Origin of the sequence: Hymenobacter artigasi (assembly GCF_012275535.1) — a bacterium.
Classification (GTDB): Bacteria; Bacteroidota; Bacteroidia; order Cytophagales; family Hymenobacteraceae; genus Hymenobacter; species Hymenobacter artigasi.
Map to the genome: position 1 here is coordinate 44,222 of NZ_JAAVTK010000012.1, position 17,791 is coordinate 62,012.

At 62.8% G+C, this 17,791-nt stretch carries 16 protein-coding genes; 2 read left to right on the forward strand and 14 right to left on the reverse strand.

Annotation, left to right across the window (positions count from 1 at the left end):
* Window positions 1-279 precede the first annotated feature (279 nt).
* The 14 genes from HBN54_RS17395 to HBN54_RS17460 all read right to left on the reverse strand — a co-directional run bounded on the left by HBN54_RS17395 (window position 280) and on the right by HBN54_RS17460 (window position 16,206).
* A complete protein-coding gene (locus HBN54_RS17395) occupies window positions 280-2,718 on the reverse strand; it encodes a TonB-dependent receptor (protein WP_235955579.1) in 2,439 nt (812 codons plus the stop codon).
* A 19-nt stretch (window positions 2,719-2,737) separates the two neighbouring features.
* Window positions 2,738-4,102, reverse strand: a complete 1,365-nt coding sequence (locus tag HBN54_RS17400) for an HTTM domain-containing protein (protein WP_168674506.1) — start codon at window positions 4,100-4,102, stop codon at window positions 2,738-2,740.
* Entirely contained in the window at window positions 4,102-5,217 is a 1,116-nt protein-coding gene (locus tag HBN54_RS17405) for an imelysin family protein (RefSeq protein ID WP_168674507.1), read from the reverse strand. The genes HBN54_RS17400 and HBN54_RS17405 overlap by 1 nt, the downstream gene beginning before the upstream one ends.
* Before the next feature lie 93 nt (window positions 5,218-5,310).
* Window positions 5,311-6,462: a DUF4856 domain-containing protein gene (locus HBN54_RS17410; protein WP_168674508.1), complete on the reverse strand. Its 1,152-nt coding sequence runs from the start codon at window positions 6,460-6,462 to the stop codon at window positions 5,311-5,313.
* Window positions 6,463-6,865: 403 nt separating this feature from the next.
* Window positions 6,866-8,758: a chloride channel protein gene (locus HBN54_RS17415; RefSeq protein WP_168674509.1), complete on the reverse strand. Its 1,893-nt coding sequence runs from the start codon at window positions 8,756-8,758 to the stop codon at window positions 6,866-6,868.
* A 177-nt stretch (window positions 8,759-8,935) separates the two neighbouring features.
* Window positions 8,936-10,147: an NO-inducible flavohemoprotein gene (hmpA, locus tag HBN54_RS17420; protein WP_168674510.1), complete on the reverse strand. Its 1,212-nt coding sequence runs from the start codon at window positions 10,145-10,147 to the stop codon at window positions 8,936-8,938.
* 57 nt (window positions 10,148-10,204) lie between these two features.
* On the reverse strand, window positions 10,205-10,654 hold the full coding sequence (locus HBN54_RS17425; protein ID WP_317170243.1) for an RrF2 family transcriptional regulator: 450 nt from the start codon (window positions 10,652-10,654) through the stop codon (window positions 10,205-10,207).
* Window positions 10,655-11,255: 601 nt separating this feature from the next.
* Window positions 11,256-11,573 (reverse strand): phosphoribosylpyrophosphate synthetase, encoded by a 318-nt coding sequence (locus HBN54_RS17430; protein WP_168674511.1) that lies wholly within the window; start codon window positions 11,571-11,573, stop codon window positions 11,256-11,258.
* A 116-nt stretch (window positions 11,574-11,689) separates the two neighbouring features.
* Complete coding sequence (locus HBN54_RS17435) at window positions 11,690-12,106, reverse strand: group III truncated hemoglobin (RefSeq protein ID WP_210428098.1); 417 nt, start codon at window positions 12,104-12,106, stop codon at window positions 11,690-11,692.
* Window positions 12,107-12,144: 38 nt separating this feature from the next.
* A complete protein-coding gene (locus HBN54_RS17440) occupies window positions 12,145-12,606 on the reverse strand; it encodes a cytochrome C (RefSeq protein WP_235955580.1) in 462 nt (153 codons plus the stop codon).
* A 12-nt stretch (window positions 12,607-12,618) separates the two neighbouring features.
* The gene (locus HBN54_RS17445; RefSeq protein WP_168674512.1) at window positions 12,619-12,879 is read right to left on the reverse strand and encodes a hypothetical protein; all 261 of its coding nucleotides are present in this window, start codon (window positions 12,877-12,879) and stop codon (window positions 12,619-12,621) included.
* Window positions 12,880-12,967: 88 nt separating this feature from the next.
* Window positions 12,968-13,990, reverse strand: a complete 1,023-nt coding sequence (locus tag HBN54_RS17450) for a cbb3-type cytochrome c oxidase subunit II (RefSeq protein WP_168674513.1) — start codon at window positions 13,988-13,990, stop codon at window positions 12,968-12,970.
* Window positions 13,968-15,818 carry a cbb3-type cytochrome c oxidase subunit I gene (locus HBN54_RS17455; protein ID WP_210428099.1) on the reverse strand — a complete coding sequence of 617 codons (1,851 nt, stop codon included), beginning with the start codon at window positions 15,816-15,818 and terminating at the stop codon, window positions 13,968-13,970. The genes HBN54_RS17450 and HBN54_RS17455 overlap by 23 nt, the downstream gene beginning before the upstream one ends.
* 76 nt (window positions 15,819-15,894) lie before the next feature.
* Window positions 15,895-16,206 carry a cupin domain-containing protein gene (locus HBN54_RS17460; RefSeq protein WP_168674514.1) on the reverse strand — a complete coding sequence of 104 codons (312 nt, stop codon included), beginning with the start codon at window positions 16,204-16,206 and terminating at the stop codon, window positions 15,895-15,897.
* 275 nt (window positions 16,207-16,481) lie between these two features.
* Here HBN54_RS17460 and HBN54_RS17465 point away from each other — a divergent pair, with 275 nt between their 5' ends.
* Window positions 16,482-16,835: a hypothetical protein gene (locus HBN54_RS17465; RefSeq protein WP_168674515.1), complete on the forward strand. Its 354-nt coding sequence runs from the start codon at window positions 16,482-16,484 to the stop codon at window positions 16,833-16,835.
* Window positions 16,836-16,951: 116 nt separating this feature from the next.
* On the forward strand, window positions 16,952-17,623 hold the full coding sequence (locus HBN54_RS17470) for an MCP four helix bundle domain-containing protein (protein ID WP_168674516.1): 672 nt from the start codon (window positions 16,952-16,954) through the stop codon (window positions 17,621-17,623).
* Window positions 17,624-17,791 lie beyond the last annotated feature (168 nt).

A 17,791-nucleotide genomic window follows, 5' to 3' on the forward strand; every position in this document is an offset into this window, starting at 1 on the left:
ACCTTGGCAAAATGCGCCAGGAAACCCGCGCCAGTAATTCGGGTGCCGGCACGGGCTTTCCGGAGCCGACCATTGGGGTCGCCTCAAGCGAGAGCAGGCCAGGCGGCGGCCGTTACTTCGGGTACTACCGCCTGGATAAAGGCGAGTAAGTCTGCTTCCAGAACTGGGGGCGGCCGCGAAAGTAGCCGCGCACTGAGGCCACGCCCGCAGTATCCGGTGCATCGACACAGTTGCTGGTAACGTGCGCGTTAGGGCTGATTGCCCCCGCGAAGAAACCGATTACCACTTCACGGCGGCCGTCAGAAAGAAGCTGCGGCCGTCGGAGGGCAGGATGCCCGGGCCGGGGTAGCCGGTGGCGCGGCGGGTAAAGTAGATGGCGTTGGCCAGGTTGTTGACGCTGCCTTCGAGCTTGAGCCAGCGCCGCTCCCAGGACATGGATGTATCCAGAATGTGGTAGGCCGGAATCACGCCCACCACGGCCGAGTTGCGCTCCGGATTGGCCACGTACGGGCTGTTGGGGGAGTTGGTGGCTTCGGAAAACTGGTTGGCCAGGTACGTGAACTGCACCGATGCCTTGAAGGGGCCGTAGCCCGCCTGCATGCCGGTCTTCAGGTTCACCACGGGCACAAATTCCACCTGGTTGCCAACAATGGCCTTGTCGTCGCTGGCGGTGTAGCGGCTGCGAATCAGGGCCAGGTTGCCAAAGGTGGACCAGCGCCAGCGGCCGGGGCTGGCTTCGGGGGCCAGCAGGCGCAGCACATCCGCTTCGGCATACGACTCCAGGCCCAGAATCAGGGCCCGACCAATGTTGCTGCGGTAGCGGAAGGGCACATTATTGGCATCGTAGGTCTGCACCTCGCCAATGCGGTTGTTGTAGAGCAGGGCGAATAGGCTTACGTCGTAAGTCAGCCACTGTCCTTGCTCGCCGCGCAGGCCCAGGTCGGCAGAGTAGCCGCGCTCGTCCTGCAGGTTGGGGTCGATGACCAGCGAGTTGTTGACAATCTGCATGTCGGAGAACGTGATGGAGCGGTAGTTCTGCGACACGTTGGCGTATAGCTCCCGCTGCTCCGTCGGCTTGTAGCTCACGCCGAGGCCCCCAATCACAAATCCGCGCGGGCTGGTACGCACCTGGCTGTACTGCCGGGTGGTATCAATATTGCCGGCCAAATCCCGGTCGATGACTTTGTAGGAGCCTTCGGCGCGGGTGCGGATGTACTCCACGCGCACACCCGGCGTCACCGAGAATTTCTCACCGAAGTAGAAGATATTTTCGGCAAAGGCGGCTGCGTTGTAGTTGGGAAAGCGGTAATCAGAAGATGAATTTTGCGTGCTCAGGGCAGCCACGGGCTCCACAAAGCGAAAGTCGGCCCCGCGCCCGGTGGGCCCGAAGCCCTGCAGGCTGTGGTTGTAGCCCCGGTAGAGGCGCGTGCCCACCAGCAGCACCCCGCTTTTCGAGGGGCCCAGCTCGTAGCGGGTCAGGTAGCGGGCTTCGGCCCCGAGGTTGCGGAAGTCGCCGCTGATGAGCTCGCGCTGCTGCGCGTCGTTGTCGGTGCGCTCCACGAAGTTGGGCCGGTAGCCCAGGGACTTGCGCGAGGCAACCAGCCCGAAGGTGGTCAGGTTGAGGTTGGAGCGGGGCGTGAGCTTCCAGTCGGCCGAGGCATTAAACAGGTTCCAGTCCACAGCAAACCAGTTACGCTCCCGGTTCGACTGCCGGGCATTGCGGGCAAACTGCGCATCGGAGAGGCCGCCCGGCTGCTGGGCCAGGTAGTCCATGTGCGTCACCTGCAGGCCCACTTTCACGTTTTCCGTGAACTGGTAGCGCAGGTCGGCATAAGCGGTTTTCGACTCGAAGTGGGCGTTGGGGCGCCAGCCGTCGCCGCGCTTATACTGCGCGAAAGTGTAGTAGCTGAGCTTCTTCACCGTGCCGCTCACGCTATTGAAGGAATTGAAAAAGCCGTAGGAGCCCACGGTCTGGCGCGACACCACTGCCACCGTTTTGTCAGGTTCCGGGCCACGCAGCTCAAAGTTGAGCAGGCCCCCGAACTGGGTACCGTACTGCAGCGAAGCCGCCCCGCGCACCAGCTGAATGCGCTTAATGGCCTCTACCGGCGGCGTGTAGTAGCTTTCGGGGTAGCCCAGCGCATCGGCCGAGATATCATAATTGTTCTGGCGCACATTGAAGTTGCTGGTCCGGTTGGGGTCCAGCCCCCGGCCGCCGATGTTGAGCTGCAGGCCACCCTGGTCGCTTTCCCAGATGTTGAGGCCGGCCACGCGGGCGTACACCTGCCGGGCGTTGTTGGTGGCCAGGTTGGCCACCAGGTTGTCGGGCACGATGACGTCGGATTTCTTGGCCGCGAAGATGGCTGTGCCCTCCACCTCCCGCAGCCGTTGCGGCCCGAAGCGGCCCTGCGGTGCCCGCACCGTCACTTCCTGCAGCTGCCGGTCGCGCCGCATCAGCGTAAAATCCAGCACGCTGCCGGCGGCGGGCAGCTCGACTTCGGTTTTCAGCGGCTCGTGGCCGATGGAGGAAAACTGCAGCTGCTGGCGGCCGGGCGCGAGGCGGGACAGCATAAACAGGCCCGCCGAGTCGGTACGGGCAATTTGGCGGGAGCCGCGCACGTACACCTCGCAGCCCACCACGGGCTGGCCGGTAGTGGCTTCACGCACGCGGCCCTGCAGGCTGGCCTGCTGGGCCACGGCCGCAAATGAAGACAGCATACTCACCGCCAATACGACACTACAAACCGGAAATCTCATCGTCAAAGGGTAAAATCCAGGCCTTGGGCCGCAGGTCGTCAGCTGCCTGTGCCAGGTCCACGGTGGGGTCAATGAAGCTCTTGCCCAGGCGCCCGTTCAGGCTCACGTAGGCATCGGCATATACTTTGGGGTCGTGTACGCCGCGCCGGGCGTAATAGCCACGCAGGTAGTGGGCAAACTGCACCAGCATATCGGGCTGGGTGCTCATCATCTTTTCCTGCAGCACGCTCAGGTGCTCGTCGTTGTTCACCAACTGGGCCCGGCCGGTCCGGCCATCTACTACCTTAAACTGCACCTGACCCATCTTCTCCATCAGCATTACCCGCCACGAAAAGCGGTAGCCTTCCTCCGTCCAGAACAGTTCGTGCGGGTAGAGCAGGTAGCGAAACGGCAGGAGCAGCTGCACCGCGAAAAACACGCCCAGTACCAACAGCAGCGCCTGCCGGGTGCGCGGGGCATACACCAGCGGCCGCTCGGCAGGAGCTGCCACGGGGCTCCGGCCCCACCAGCTGCGCAGCCGGGCCAGCACCTGCTCGTGGGCACTGGCCGGGAAATACACCAGGGCGGCCACTATCATCACATAGGGAAACATGCCGATGGGAAACAGCACGGCCGTGAGCCCATGAAACACTACCACCGTGGCATAGGCCCAGGGCCGGGTGGGGCGGTAGAGCAGGAAAAACACGACCGTTAAATCGTAGAATGCCCCAAACCAGCTGAACACATAAGCAACCCAGGGGTAATTGAACAACGGGCCGATGAGCCACAAGTCGTTTTTGGCCGGCAGCCAGATGCGCAGCGGCATGGCCTGCAGCAGCCAGTCGGAGTTGAGCTTGGCTAGGCCGGCGTAGCAGTACACAATGCCCACGAGCAGGCGCAGGGCGTCCACCGTCCAGCGGGGCACCTGGTGGCGGTGGCGCGCCGGGTCGCGGTACGCATCCACCGAAAAATACCGGCCGGCCGGAAGCAGCATGAGTAGGAAGGCTGCCAGACTAACGAAGTAGTAGTGGTTGAGGTAGGTGCTCTTGTCCATGAGCTCGATGTAGGTGAAGCTCAGAAACAAGCCCACGGCCGCCGTGCGGTACCACCAGCCCAGCGCCACCAGCAGGGCGCACAGCGCACACAGCCCAAACAGGCCGTAAGTAGCGGGCCCCAGGGGCTTTATCCATTCAGACCCGTAGTAGGAAAAGAAAAAACGGGGCTTCAGGTAAAGCTCCGCAATCCACCCCTTGGCCCAGAAGCGCCCCACACTGGCCAGCACCAAAAGGCCAAAGGCCACGCGGAACGTGGCCAGTGGAGCAGCAGAGGTGTAGCCCTGAAAGTAGTGCCGCAGCCCCGCCCGCATTAGTCGCCGTCGTTGTCGACGTAGGTCACCGTGATGCCCAGCGCCGAGGTCATGTCCACCTTAATCAGGCGCACGGCCTTTTGCATCTCGTTATAAGAAGTCACGGCATCGGCGTTGCGGGCCGTGATGGTCGTGTACAGGTCGGGGCCCAGGGAGCTGAGCTGCTGCGCCGACACGCCAAACTGCGTGTTGATGATGCTGGCCAGGCCCTGGCCCGTGCGGCTGTCCTTGGCGCCCAGCGCATCGAGGTAGCTTTTGAGCGAAGGCCGACCCGTGCGGCCATTGAAAAACTGCTGCACCGTGGTGTGGGCCGTCGTGGCCAGCTGCAGCGGCAGGGCCCCCTTCAGGTAATACGCCTCAATTTTCTCGGGCCGGGGCGTGCCGCTCATGGTGCCGGCCGGAATGCCCACTTTGCCGGCGCGCAGGTAGCGCTCAAAGTACAGCGAGTAGGCGTTGATAACCCGCGAGAGCGAGGAGCTGGCATCGGTGCCGGCATTGTTAATGAACGTGTCGCGGTAGGAGCCTATCCACTGGCCGTACACCGTACCGAAAGTCTGGTCCATCTTGGCCACCACGTCGGTGAGGTAGCGGCGGTGGTTGGCCGACGCCACGTACTGCTGCACGATGGCCGCGTCGCTGGTTGCCAGGCCGTTCAGCAGGTAGTCCAGCGTGGGGAAGCCCTGCTGGGGAATAGCAGTGGCTACCTCAAAGTCGTAGGTGCCGGTCGTGATGTTGCGGTTGATGCCGGTCACGTCGGCCGGGTAGATGTTGAAGTGGTTGCGCAGGCTCACCGATTCGGCGGGGCCGAACTCAAACAGCTCAACTTTCTGCCACTCCAGGTAGGCCGCCTGCCAGGCCTGGCGCGCATCCAGCAAGCTGGCCGTAGTAGGGGCCGCCGTGAAGGCCGTGGTTTTGGTTTTGAGGGCGCTCAGCTTGTCGTTGAAGCGCTGGTAGCCAGGCTTCACCAGGCTGTCGGCCCACTGCGTGAGCAGGGCCTTGCGGTCCAGGGACGTATCCGCCGGGGCCGGCGCATCGGAACCGGTGCTTTTCTGGCAGCTGAAGATGCCCACCGTGGTGAGCAGCAGCAACAGGGCAAACAAAACAGTCTTTTTCATCGGAATCGATTTTTGGTGGCAAAGGCCCACGCACCCCGCCGCCGCAGCGGCCCGGTGCGTGGGCTTGGGTCCGCGGCTGGCGCGGGCCAAAAGCTATTGAATGCTGAACTTCGACTTGATGGCGTTGATGGCCACATCGGCCTGCGCGTTGGTCAGGCTCCAGGTGCCGTTGGTACCGGAAGTCAGGCCCGCGAGCAGGTTATCGGAGAAAGCGGCATCGGCTCCGTACTTGGTGCTGAAGCGCAGCGAGTAGATAAAGCCGAGCCCTTCGCCCAGCGCGTGGGCTTTCACGTCCAGCGTGGAGGCCGATTTCCAGCTGCTCAGGTAGGACACTGCCGACAGGGCAATGGTCTTTTCCAGCTCCGTGCGGATAATGTCGGCCTGGGTTTTCACGCCGGCCGCGTCGTTGTTAACAATGGCCGCGCGGCCCTTCAAAAAGGCCAGGTACACGCCGGGCGAAGCCGCGCCGTTTTTCTCGTTCAGGTAACCGGCCAGAAACCGCTCGCGGGGCGTCAGGTTGATGTCCGTGGTCATGATGGCGTTGGAGGTCAGGTAGCCGTAGGCCAGGTCCCAGTTGTGCTCCAACTCGGAGTAGGCTTTGCCGTCCACTACCTTGCTGTTGTTTGCTTTTAGGGCGTTGTCGGTGAGCAGCACGTTATCAATCTGGTCAAGTAGCAGGGCGCCAATCAGGGCCTTCTGAATCACCTGGTTCACTTCAATGCCTTTCTCGTCCACGAGATAGCGGCCCAGGCGGCCGGCGCTGCCGGGCGTGGCCACGCTGTTCACCGACTGGCTGGTGGTGGCCAGCTTGGTCAGCTGCTGGTCGAGGTAGACGCGCACCGTTTCGGCGTTGGTGGCCGGGAACGAGGCCGCAGTGGTAGCGCGCAGCGACAGGCCCGAGCTGTTCAGGCCGGTGCCGGTGAAGTAGTTGCCGGTATTGGTATAGTAGCCGCGCAGCTTGGCCGCGTCCAGGGTAGCCGGCGTGGCCGGGGCCGCCGCCGCCACCAGGGCCATGTAGGCGTTCAGCTCCGAAAACATGTCGAGGCGCTGGTTCGCGGTCGTCAAATCCACCGTGGACTGCCCGCTGGCATCTTTGAACGATTCGGTGTACTTCGAGGTAGCCGTCAGCGTGCTGGCATCCAGCTTAGCGCGCAGAGCCGGGGCCGAATCGGTGTCATTCTTGTCGCAGGAAGTGATACCAAAAGCGAGGGCAACCAGCGCGGCGGGAACGAACTTAAACGTCATAAGAAACAGGTTTAGCAGAAGGAGCAGTAAACGATGCCTCAAAGGTATTACCCTTATTTGGAATTATTCCAAATAAGGGTAAAGTTTTTTATAAAAGGTCTAAATAGCATAATATCATATATTATATGTTTACCCTTCGAGACCCAAACTATCATCGTGGATGCTCCCGGCGGGCGCTTTGGCCTGCTGCCCGGCCCGCTGCCGCGAGCCACGCTGCAAGGCGATGGGCATTATAGGCTATTCGGGAGGCGTTACCGCAAAACTGCGCACTGCTTCATTGCCATTTACGCCCCTACCGCCCGGCCAACGACCAGGTGCAGGCCCGCCAAAAACAATTTCGGCCCGAAAACAGCCGGCCATACGCCTGTTCTTCGGGCCGAAGCTCCTGCCAAAATACGGGTACCTATTCCGCTTCGGGCTTTTCCTTTTGAAAGAGGGTTTTGCCGCGCGAGAGCACCCGCAAGCCCTTGCGCTTGAGCAGGATGTTGGGCGCGATGGGGCCGTGGTCTTCCAGCCGGGTTTTGTAGGCGGCCAGAATGTCGCGGTAGGAGATAACGCCCATCACCACCGGTTTCGGGCCAGGGGCTACCACGGGCAGCGCGTCCACGCTTTCGCGGGCCATGTATTCTACGGCCGTGCGGAGCGTGTCGGTGAGTAGCAGGGCTGAAGTGCGCGGCTGCAGCAGGGCGCTGATGGGGGCCTGCGCGTCGGCCGTGTAGCTGGCCAGCGCCACGGTGCTCACCAGGCCGGCGAAGTCGCCAGCGGGGTTGAGCACGATGAGGTGCGCGCCCACCTGCGCGGGCTCGCGGCTGGTCCATTCGCGCACATCGTGGATGCTGTTGTCGGTGCTGATGGCTACCACGCTGTTTTGCAGCACCTGGCTCACCGGCGTTGCGTCCAGGGCGTTTGGCTCGTAGTCCACCGGCGTTTTCACGCCCCGGCGGGCTATTTTCTCGGTCATAATGGTATTGCCCATCAGCAGAAACGACACTAGGTAAGCGCCCGTGCAGGCGCCCAGCAGCGGCAGCAACGCCTGCGCCTGGCCCGTGCTTTCCACTGCAAACACGATGGAGGTGAGCAGCGCCCGCGAAGCTCCGGCAAACATGGCGGCCATGCCCACCAGCGCCGCCAGCGGCAGCGCGATATCCGAAGCCGGAAAGAAGTGGCGAATGGCCAGGCCCAGCAACGCGCCAGCCGCCCCCCCAATGGTGAGCAACGGGGCCAGCGTGCCGCCCGAGGTGCCGCTACCCAGCGAAATAGCCCACGAGGCAAACTTCAGGAAACAAAGGGCCAGCAGTAAGCTAAGTGGGGCCGTGCCCGACAGTACGCTGGTGATATTCTCGTAGCCCACACCCAGGGTGCGCGGCGCGAAATACCCGATGCCGCCCACCGCCAGCCCGCCCAGCGCCGGCCACCACGCCCAGTGAATGGGCAGTTTCTCGAAGCTGTCCTCAACAAAATACACCAGCTTGGTCACGCCCACCGACAGCAGCCCAATCAGCACGCCGATGGCGCTGTACGTGGCCAGGGCCGCGTTGCTGGGGGCCGCCAGCGCCGGCATCTCAAACACGGGTCCTTGCTCGAACAGTACGTGGTGGCCCGCCGCCCCGGTGATGCACGCCAGCGCTACCGGCAGCAAGGAGCGCGGCGAGAACTCAAACAGCAGCAGCTCAATCGCCAGAAAAACCGCCGCGATGGGCGTGCCGAAAATGGCCGACATACCCGCCGTAGCACCCGCCGCCAGCAGCACCTTGCGCTCGTGGTGGGTGATGCGGATGAGCTGCCCCAGCGTGGAGCCCAGCGCCCCGCCGGTGGCGATAATCGGCCCCTCGGCCCCAAACGGCCCGCCCGTGCCGATGGAAATGGCCGCCGACAGCGGCTTGAGGTACATAATGGAGGGCTTGATGCGGCTCTGGTTGGTCAGAATCTGCTCCATGGCCTCGGGAATGCCGTGGCCCCGAATGGCCTTGGAGCCGTAAATGGCCATCAGGCTGACGACCAGACCACCCAGCGCGGGCATCAGAATTACCCACAGGCCCAGCTGGTTATCGGCCGGGCTGTGGTAGGCGATGGAGGCATCACCGTGAAAAACCAGGTTGGTGACCAGGTTAATCAGGTACACCAGCAGGCGGGCCACCAGGCTGATGGTAACGGCCACCAGCACGGCCAGCAGCGAAATGCGAATCAGGCGCCGCTTGTCGGGCGCAATACGCGGCTGCACGTCATCGTCGGCCAACGTGGGCTCCAGCGACGGAGCAATGGGAATACCGGCCTGCGCCAGCGAAGAATGTTTCATAGGGCAAAGGTAAAAAGCACCGCAAAAGCCTGCCTGCAAGCCTGCCCCGGCTATACGCACCGTGCCAAATGCCGGCGAATACCGCCCACGCAAAAGCCCGGGCCGGGGAGTTTCCTCCCTGGTCCGGGCTGGCAGGCTGACAGGCCGAAGCAGGTCTGCCCCCGGGCTGGCGCTGGCCTACACGCTCAGCGTGGCCGGGCCGAACTCCTCAAAGTGAATGGCTTCGCGGGGCACGCCCAGCGCGGCCAGGTCCTGCACCTGCTTGCGGATAAAAGGCGCGGGGCCGCAGATGTAATAGTCGGCTCCGGCGGGCAGCAGGGTGCCACCGTTCAGGCTGTTCAAATCCACGATGCCGGCGTAGTGGCCGGCCTGCCCGGGGCCGGTGGCCAGCGTGTCATAAAAAATGTGCTGCTGCACCTGCGCGTGGCGGGCGGCCAGCGCCGCCACCGGCTCGCGGAAGGCGTGCATCTGCGGGTTGCGGCTGCCGTGCACCCACACCACTTCGCGGCGGCTGTCGGTACCCACGAGGTGTTCGAGCATGCTCAGCAGCGGGGTCTGGCCCACACCACCGCTCACCAGCACCACGGGCGTGGGCTTGTTGGTGGCCAGGGTGAAATCGCCGGCCGGGGCGGCCAGCTCCACGATGCCGCCTTCGGCTACGAAGTCGTGCAGATGGTTGCTAATCATGCCGTTCGGGTGTTGCGGGTTGCCGGCTTCCTTCTTCACCGAAATACGGTAGTATTCCCCGTTGGGGGCGCTGGAAAGGCTGTACTGCCGGGGCTGAAACAGGTTGAGCGCGGGCAGAAACAGGCGCAGACTCACGTACTGGCCGGGCTGGAAACCGGCCACCCGGCCGCCATCGGTGGGGTAGAGGTAGAAAGAGGTGATTTCGTCGGATTCGGCCACTTTCTGCTTCACCGTGAAGGGCCGCCAGCCGGTCCAGCCGCCTTCCTGATTGGCCGCGTGCTGGTAGAGGCCGCTTTCCAGGCCGCTCATCAGGGCGGCCAGCTCGCCGTAGGCGGTGGCCCAGGCCTCGAGCAGGGCGGGCGTGGCCGCCTCGCCCAGCACCTCGCCGATGCTGGCAATCAGGTGCCGGCCCACAATGGCGTAGTGCTCGGGCCGAATGTCGAGGCTGACGTGCTTATGGCCGATTTTGGTCACGGCGTGCACCAGCACCGAGGGGTCTTCAATGTTCTCGGCGTAGGCCAGTACGGCCAGGGCCAGGGCCGTTTGCTGCTTGCCGTTCTGCTGGTTGCCCATGTTGAAAACGTTCTTCAGCTCGGGGTTGTGCTCGAACAGGCGGCGGTAGAAGTGGGTGGTCAGGGCTACGCCATGCGCCCGCAAAGTGCTTACGGTGGCCGTCACGAGGGCTTTCTGCTCAGTATTCATAATAATAAAGGGTTGATTACCGGATATATTTGTCCGGTATTTGGGTAAAAAAAGGGGTTAGCTGAATTGCTTTAAAAAGCCCAGGCCATCGTGCACCTTGCCGGCCAGCTCGCCGATGGTGTGGGTGCGCAGCAGCTCGTTGAGCTGGTCGCGGATGGGCAGAAACTGGTAGTGCATGGGGCAGGGCTGCCGGGCCGAGCACTGCCGCAGCCCCAGGGCACAGCCCTGCAGCATCTCGCCGCCATCAATGGCCACCACAATCTCACGCAGCGTGACCGTGCGCAGCTGCTCGGCCGTCAGTTCAAAGCCGCCGGTGGGGCCCTTCACGGAGGTAACCAGGCCGGCGCGCACCAACAGCTGCAGCACCTTGGCCGTGAAGGCTTCCGGCGAGCCTATTTCCGTGGCAATGTCGCGCAGGCCCACCCGCCGGCCCTGGTCGGCCGACTGCTGCCCGATGTAAATTGAAGCCCGAATACCATACTCGCACGCCTTGGAGAACATTGCCATGATAGCACAAAGGTAAGCGCAAAATTGATAACGGACAAGTTTGTCCGTTATAGAGCTCGGTTGTTTGAAGATGTTTCGCAAGTAGTGGCGCAGATGTCACCATATTCCATGTAGCCAGTCCTGCTGAGCGTAGCCCAAGCATCACGACCGCGTAAGCAATTCATTCTTATAGGGGTGAAGCGGGCCCATTCGGTGGGGGTGCAGCCGTTGTTCCAGTACAGGCGCGGGTGGTCGGGCAGGATAGACAAGCCGCTGCGAGTGAGCAGTACCAGAAAAAACAGTTGACCCAGTGGCTCAAGTTGGCCCACCACAAGAAACCGGCCGGGTCGCGGCCCGCCGTGGCGGCGGTGGCCAGCTAGAGGCCGGTGGGCAGGCCCACCGCGCAGGTATTGGCCCCAGGCCAGGAACGACCGCCGGTCGTCGGGGTAATGAACGGCTTTTTCGGCGGCAATGAATGCGGAATCATGCGGGCGGGAATGAGGGAGGCGGGAGCGGCAACCGGCTTTTTCCCTTGGGCCGGCCGATTCGGAAAGAACTGTACCCGGCGGGCGGGTTAGCCTCAGCAACCTTAAAAAACGCGGCTGTTCGAGCACAGCGCGGGTTACTTGCCGGCGGCGGGTGAGGTCGGGCCTGTGCTCAGGGCCTGCACCATGGCGGCCCCCATGGCCTCGCTCGAAATGCCGTAGCCATTCACCAGGGTGCCTTTCAAGCCGTGCTGGGGCGAAGAAATAGCGTACACCACGGCCTCATCGCCGGGGTCCGACATGCCTTCAAACCGGTAGTGGCGGTCCACCTGAAACTCGTCCGGGGACAGCTGCAGCGCGTTGCCGTGGCAAATCAGGCAGTTATCCTGCAAATTGAAATCAACGGTGTAGCCTTCCTTTTTCAGGTGGTTCAATACCTCGGAAACAGTGGTCATGGGGTTCATAGCAAACGCGGAAAAAGGCAGGAATTAAGTAGTGCTAAGCGGTGCGGGCCGCCGAGCACGCGTGGCGCTTTCTGATAGTAGCCGCTACCACACCAATAGTACGGTTTTTACAGTACAGACAGGCCGCCATTGGCGCGGGCCGAAGCAATTTTGGCCTGAAACATCTCGCCCATTCTCAGGGTCCGCACCTTCATTTCGGCGACGTTCTCGCCCGCGAACAGGGCGTCCACGGTTTGGCCGAACAGGGCCAGCCAACGCGTGAAATGAGCTTTTTCGATGGGCAGGTACAGGTGCTTGGCCCCGGGATTACCGCGGTAGCCGGCGGCCTGGCCGAGCAGGGCGGCCGTCCAGAAGCGCGTCATCGTGTCCAAATGCTCGGGCCAGTGGCCGGCGGGAATGCGGGCGGCAAAGACGGGCCCGAGCAAGTCATCGCGGCGCACCTCGGCGTAGAACTCATCGATGAGCCGGCGAATGTCGTCGGGCGTAAGAATGTCGGTTTTTACGATTTCTGCGGAAGTTTCCATCAGGCCAAAAGTAGCTTGGAGGGTAGGGAAGCCCACGACTAGCCGGTGGGCTGGGCCAGGGCCGTGAGCAGGTAATAAGCGCCCCAGCCAATAAATACCAGCACGCTGGCCCACACCCAGGCCGGCACGCCCTGCGGCGTTTCCGAGGCCGTGATGACGAACGAATCGGTGCGCTCGCTGCCGTAGGCCGATACGGTGAGGGGCACGATGTCCGACACCGTGTCGTGGTCGCGCAGGCCCAACACGGTGATGGCCGGGCCGTTGCGCACCACAAACGGGATGTGCTGCACGCCTTCCTGCCCGTTGGAGGAGCGGGCCACCACGCGCAGCTCGTGCGGGCCGTCTACCAGCTTGGTAGTGTCGAGGTCGAACTTGACCGGCGGCGCGTAGCTGGCGAACGGCACGGGGTTGTCGTCGAGGAAGAGCAGCACCTGCTGTTCCGGATGGGAAACCGGCAGGGGGTTATCGGGCCCCGTGGGGGAATTGTCGGCGGTGGGCATGAGGCGGAAAGCTTAGGTGAAGGAAAGGTGCTTGCGCCGCGCCTGATTCCGGTGGCCCTCGGGCCGCAGCAGGAAGCGCACAAAAAGCCCCATGGTGAGGACCACCACGACAATCGACCCGTAGAGCATCACGTAATCGAAGGGCCCGCCCGGCCCGGCGCCGTGGGTGATGTTGGCAAAGCCTTTGGGCTGGTTTTTCGCACACAGCGGGCACGCCAGGGCCGGCAGCGCAGTTAGCAGGGCAGCCAGGAGCGCAAACAGGTTCTTTTTCATCAGCAGAGTGTTAGGGTCATCACGAAGAAAAAAGGAGTAGGGGGGCGGGGCTTGCCCCCGCCCGTCGTTGCCGGTGGTTGTTAGCAGGTTAAAGCGCCGCGACGGGCTTGACCAGCGCCCGCAGCTTCTTCACGAAATCGGCCGTGACGGGCTTACCGGTGTTGCCCCAGCTGCTACGCTCGTGGCTGACGATGGCCGCGATTTCCGCATCGGTGAGCCGGGTGGCGAAGGGCGGCATCACGCCGTACTCGGCGCGCGCGTCGTAGCCCTGCAAAATGATGTTGACCATTAGCGTAGCATCGGTATTGTTTACCACCGGGCTGCCTTTCAGGGGCGGAAAGGCTCCCTTCAGGCCCTCGCCGCTGGCTTGGTGGCAGGCCTGGCAATTGCTGGCGTACAGGGCGTTGCCATCGAGGGCAAGGCCCGCGTCATCGGCCACCAGCCCGGCGGCCACGGCGGCCTTAGGGGGCTGCACATACAGGAAAGCGGGTGCCGCCTCCCCAGTGGGCAGCTCGGCTTGCTTCAACGACATTAGATAAGCGACCAGCTGCTGGGCGCGGCGGGTGGGTACCACCGTGTGGCCGCCCGGCTCGCGGTAGGCCGCCGGAATGTGCAGCGCCAGTCCGGCGGGCGTGCCGGCCACGCTATCGCGAAACAGCCACGGGAAGGCGGGCATAATGGACTCCTTCACCACGCTGCGGGGCTGGTAGAGGTGCAGCAGGTGCCACAGGTCGCTGGGCTGGCGCTCGCCTACTTCGGTCAGGTCGGGGCCGGTGCGCTCCGAGCCGAGGGTGGAGGGCGTGGCCCGCCACACGTCCAGGCGCTGGCGCCAGGCGTAGTCGGCCGCCACGGCCGGGCGGCCGCCCCAGGCCTTGTCCATCTCAATGTTGCGTACCTGCTGGGTGTGGCAGGCCACGCAACCCTCGCCGATGAACACGCGCAGGCCGGCCTGCTGCTCATCAGTCAGGGCTACGGCGGTGGGCAGCGGGGCGTTGTCGTTCTGAATGCGGGCCGCCGGTTGCACGGCAATGAGCACGCTCAGAAAGACAAAGACCCCAAACACGATGCCCACGAACAGGCGGTGGTTGCTATATACGTTCCAGGACATCATGCGCTTGGGAAATAGCTTGTTTGACAGGAGCTTGCGTTAGTGGCGCTTGCGGCGCGGCCTTGCCACCCAGCAGCATATCGACGAGATTATAGAAAAACACGAAGTGGGCCAGCAGCATGAATGTGCCACCAATGGCCCGCCACAGCCAGTAAGGCGCCATCAATACCACCGATTTCATGAAGGGCTCGCCGGCCATCCAGCTCATGCCCTTCAGGGTGCCGCCAATCATGAGGGCCATCACGTAGGCCAGCAGCCCCACCAGCGCAAACCAGAAGTGCACGCCCACCAGGGCCTGCCGGGGCTCGCGGCCGCGCAGCTTCGGGGCCAGCGTGTAGATGCAGCCCCAGAGCATGAACGACACGATGCCGTACATGGTGATGTGGGAGTGGGCCACGTTGAAATCGGTGAAGTGCCAGACCAGGTTGGTGTAGCGCAGGGCCTGCAGCGAGCCCTGAAACGAGCCCACGAAATAGAACAGCACCCCCATCAGCAGGAAGGGCAGCGAGTAGGAGTCGCCCACGCGCTTGCGGCTGCCCCGGAAAGTCATCAGGAAGTTGATGGTGCCAGCCAGCACCGGAATAATCATGCCCACGCTGAACACGATGGCCACCGTTTGCAGCCACCACGGCAGGGGGCTGAAAATGTAGTGGTGCGTGCCAATAAGGGAGTAGAACAGCAGCTGCGTCCAGAAGGCCAGCACGCCCAGCGAGTAGGAGTAGATGGGCTTGTTCAGCGACATGGGCAGGAAGTAGTACATCAGCCCCAGCGTGAAGGTCATGAACCACATGCCCACGCCCATGTGCATGTAGTAGCCCTGTGTGATGGTTTCGCCCAACCCGTTCTGATACCACGGCAGGTAGGCGATGACCGTGAGCACAATGCCCCAGATGGTGGCCCCCAGAATGTACCAGTTCGAAATGTAAAACTCCTCGGTGGTGCGGTGGGCCACGGTCTGGTAGAAATTGGCGAATGCCACGATAACGCCCAGGGCAAACAGCAGCGCCACCGGCCAGATATACTCGCGGTACTCGCCGCCGCCGTTGTTGATGCCCGCCATCAGACAGACCGTGCCGAGGATGACGCTGGCGTTTATCAGCCCCAGCGACCACCAGCCCCACTTCAGGCTGAATAATGGCGTATTGTTGGTGCGGGGCACCACGAAATAGCCCAGCCCAATCATGGCCAGCGACGTCCAGCCCCAGAACACCATGTTGGTGTGAATGGGCCGCAGCCGCCCAAAGGAGAGCGCCGCCACGTGGTCCACATCGGGGCTCACAAACTTGACGCCCGCGTACCAGCCCACCGTGGTGCCGAGCACCAGCCAGAAGGCCGCGCACAGCAAAAACGCCGATATCAGCATGGTCAGCTTCGGGTCGAGGTCGGTGAAGGGGGCGGTACGCCGCTTCTCGTGAAACCATTGCGAATGCACGTTCAGGGCCACGTGCTGCACCAGGCCCTGGGTGTCGTGGGCGGGACTGGCCCCGCTCAGCTCGGCCCCGCCCAGCGCAAACTCCCGGCCCTGCTGCCGCGCCAGAATGGCGGCCAGCTGCGGGTCGGTCAGGTTGGTAACGGTTTCGTCGAAGCGCCCGGCTTCGTTTTCGGTAGAGGGCTTTTGGGTGCCGCGAATCAGCGAAGCCACCCGGCCCACCAGCAGGACCGCCGCCCCCAGCACAATGATGAGCAGCAGGGCTATCATGCCCAGCACGGCCGGCTGCGTGAGCATCGGGCCTTCGGCCGGGGTGGTGGCCTGCGCCCGCAGGACGGCCGGCGAGCCAAGCAGCAGGGCCAGCAGCAGCCAGCTACAACGCCTGAAAGGGAAGTTTCTCATAAGAAGCGAAGGCTGAAGGAGCCGCTAGGCGTGGTGCAGGGCGCGGTTTGGATACAGGAAGCAGGTTCACTACCCCCTAGCGGTAAATCACGATGCGGGCGGCTTGCCGGCAGGCCAGCGAATGCGGGGCCCCGGCCGGGAAGATGACGTAGTCGCCGGCCTGCACTTCCACGCTGGTTTCTTCCTGCGTGATGGTTAGCTCGCCCACAAGCACTACCACTAAAACATCGCCTCCATCGTGGTGGTGCGTGGGCATATTTTCGCCCGCCTCAAGCGTTTTGAAAATGATGTTCTGGCTGTCTTTTTTCAGCAGGACCAGGCCTTTTTGCGGGCCAATAGCCGTGTGGGCGCCATCGAGCAGGCTGCCACATTTTAGGGGAGGGTGCATAGGAATTCGAAAGGAAGTGCCGGCGCTGAGCAATTTACCGGGCAAGCATGGGGGGAATGCTGCAAAGGTTCGGGGGCGGGCGGCGGCGGCGCTATGATTAAACGCAAGCCTAGCCATGACCTTTATCATGTCGGACAGGTAGTTGTGCCAAGGCACTTTGGCCGGTTTCTTAATGACCGGGCGAAACCGTGCTTACTTCGGCCGGTCAGACCGCCTGGGGCGGTCTGACCGGAGCAACGGCCCCGGATTTGGGCACATTCGTTATATTCATTAACATGAATAAACCGGACACTTTGGAAGCACGGCAGCAGCACGCGGCCCAGCGGCCGCCAAAGCCACCGTCGGACCTGACGCGGCCGGCCTACGCGGCCGATTTTGCCGAGTGGCTGGCTTATCGGTTCACGCAGGTAGCCGTGGCGCAGGTGCCGGCGGTGCTACACGCGCATTTCCCTGCGCCCGACCCGGTCGATTGTGCCTATCTACAAGCCGTGCTGCGGGAAATTGAGGCTGCGCGGCACTGCGAGCAGCAGGTAGGGTGCGGCGTGGAATTCGTATTTGGGGGAATTGAATTTTCGGCCCCGCACCTGGCTGCCGCCCGGCAGTGGCTGGCTGATAGCGGGCCGCTCTAGCACAGCGTGCCGGAGCTGACGATGAGAAAAGCATCCCGGCGCCTGAATCCCGTTTTTTATTCTTATTTTCAGGTAGTTGAGCCTACCCGAAGTTGTAGCCACTTTGTACCTGCGCCATGAATATGCTGTCCCGGATTCACGATAAGGCCAGGCCCATTGGGCTGTTTCTGCTGGTAATGCTCGTCATTTTGGGCAGTAGCATGGTCGAAAGGCGGCTGATGAATAACGTCACCACCTCGCTTTCATCGCTGTACCAGGACCGGCTCCTGCCTGCCACGGGCTTGTTCGAGCTCAATAACCTGCTCTACACCAAGCAGCAGCTGTTGACAACGTATGAGGCCGCGCCGGCGATGGAGCGCCGCCGGACCCTCAAGCTGTTGGCCGGCTACAATCAGCAGCTGGCCGCCATCATCAAGCAGCACCAGGCCACCTATCTGGTAAGGCAGGAAAAGGAGGTGCTACAGGCATTCCAGGTGCGGCTGAACCGCTACAACGCCCTCGAAGCGCAGCTGCTGGCCACGGATGCGCCACCAACAGCTGGGCAGGTAGCCGAAGCGGCTCGGCAAATTCAGCAGCTACACGCCGGGCTGAGCCAGCTCAACCAGATTCAGCAGCGGGTGGGCCAGCAGCTTTCGCAAAGCTCCCAAGTAACGGAAGGCAACTCGCAGCTGCTTAGCAATGTCACCATCGCCATGCTGCTGGTTTTCACACTAGCTATTCAGCATGCGTTGCTTTCGTCCCGGCATCCATTGGTGCCCAAAAACCTGCAGAATTTTCGCCTGAACTAAAGCAGCGGGGCGAGTTCCAGCTAATCCAAGTTGGGAAGGACCTCAACAGCCGCGTAGCGGCGAAAGGTTTGTAGCAGGGCGGTTGACAAAGGAGGGAAAGCCGCGTAGCGGCGACCGAAAAACGGGGCGATTCGGTCACCGCTACGCGGCTTGCCTTCTTGTTCTACA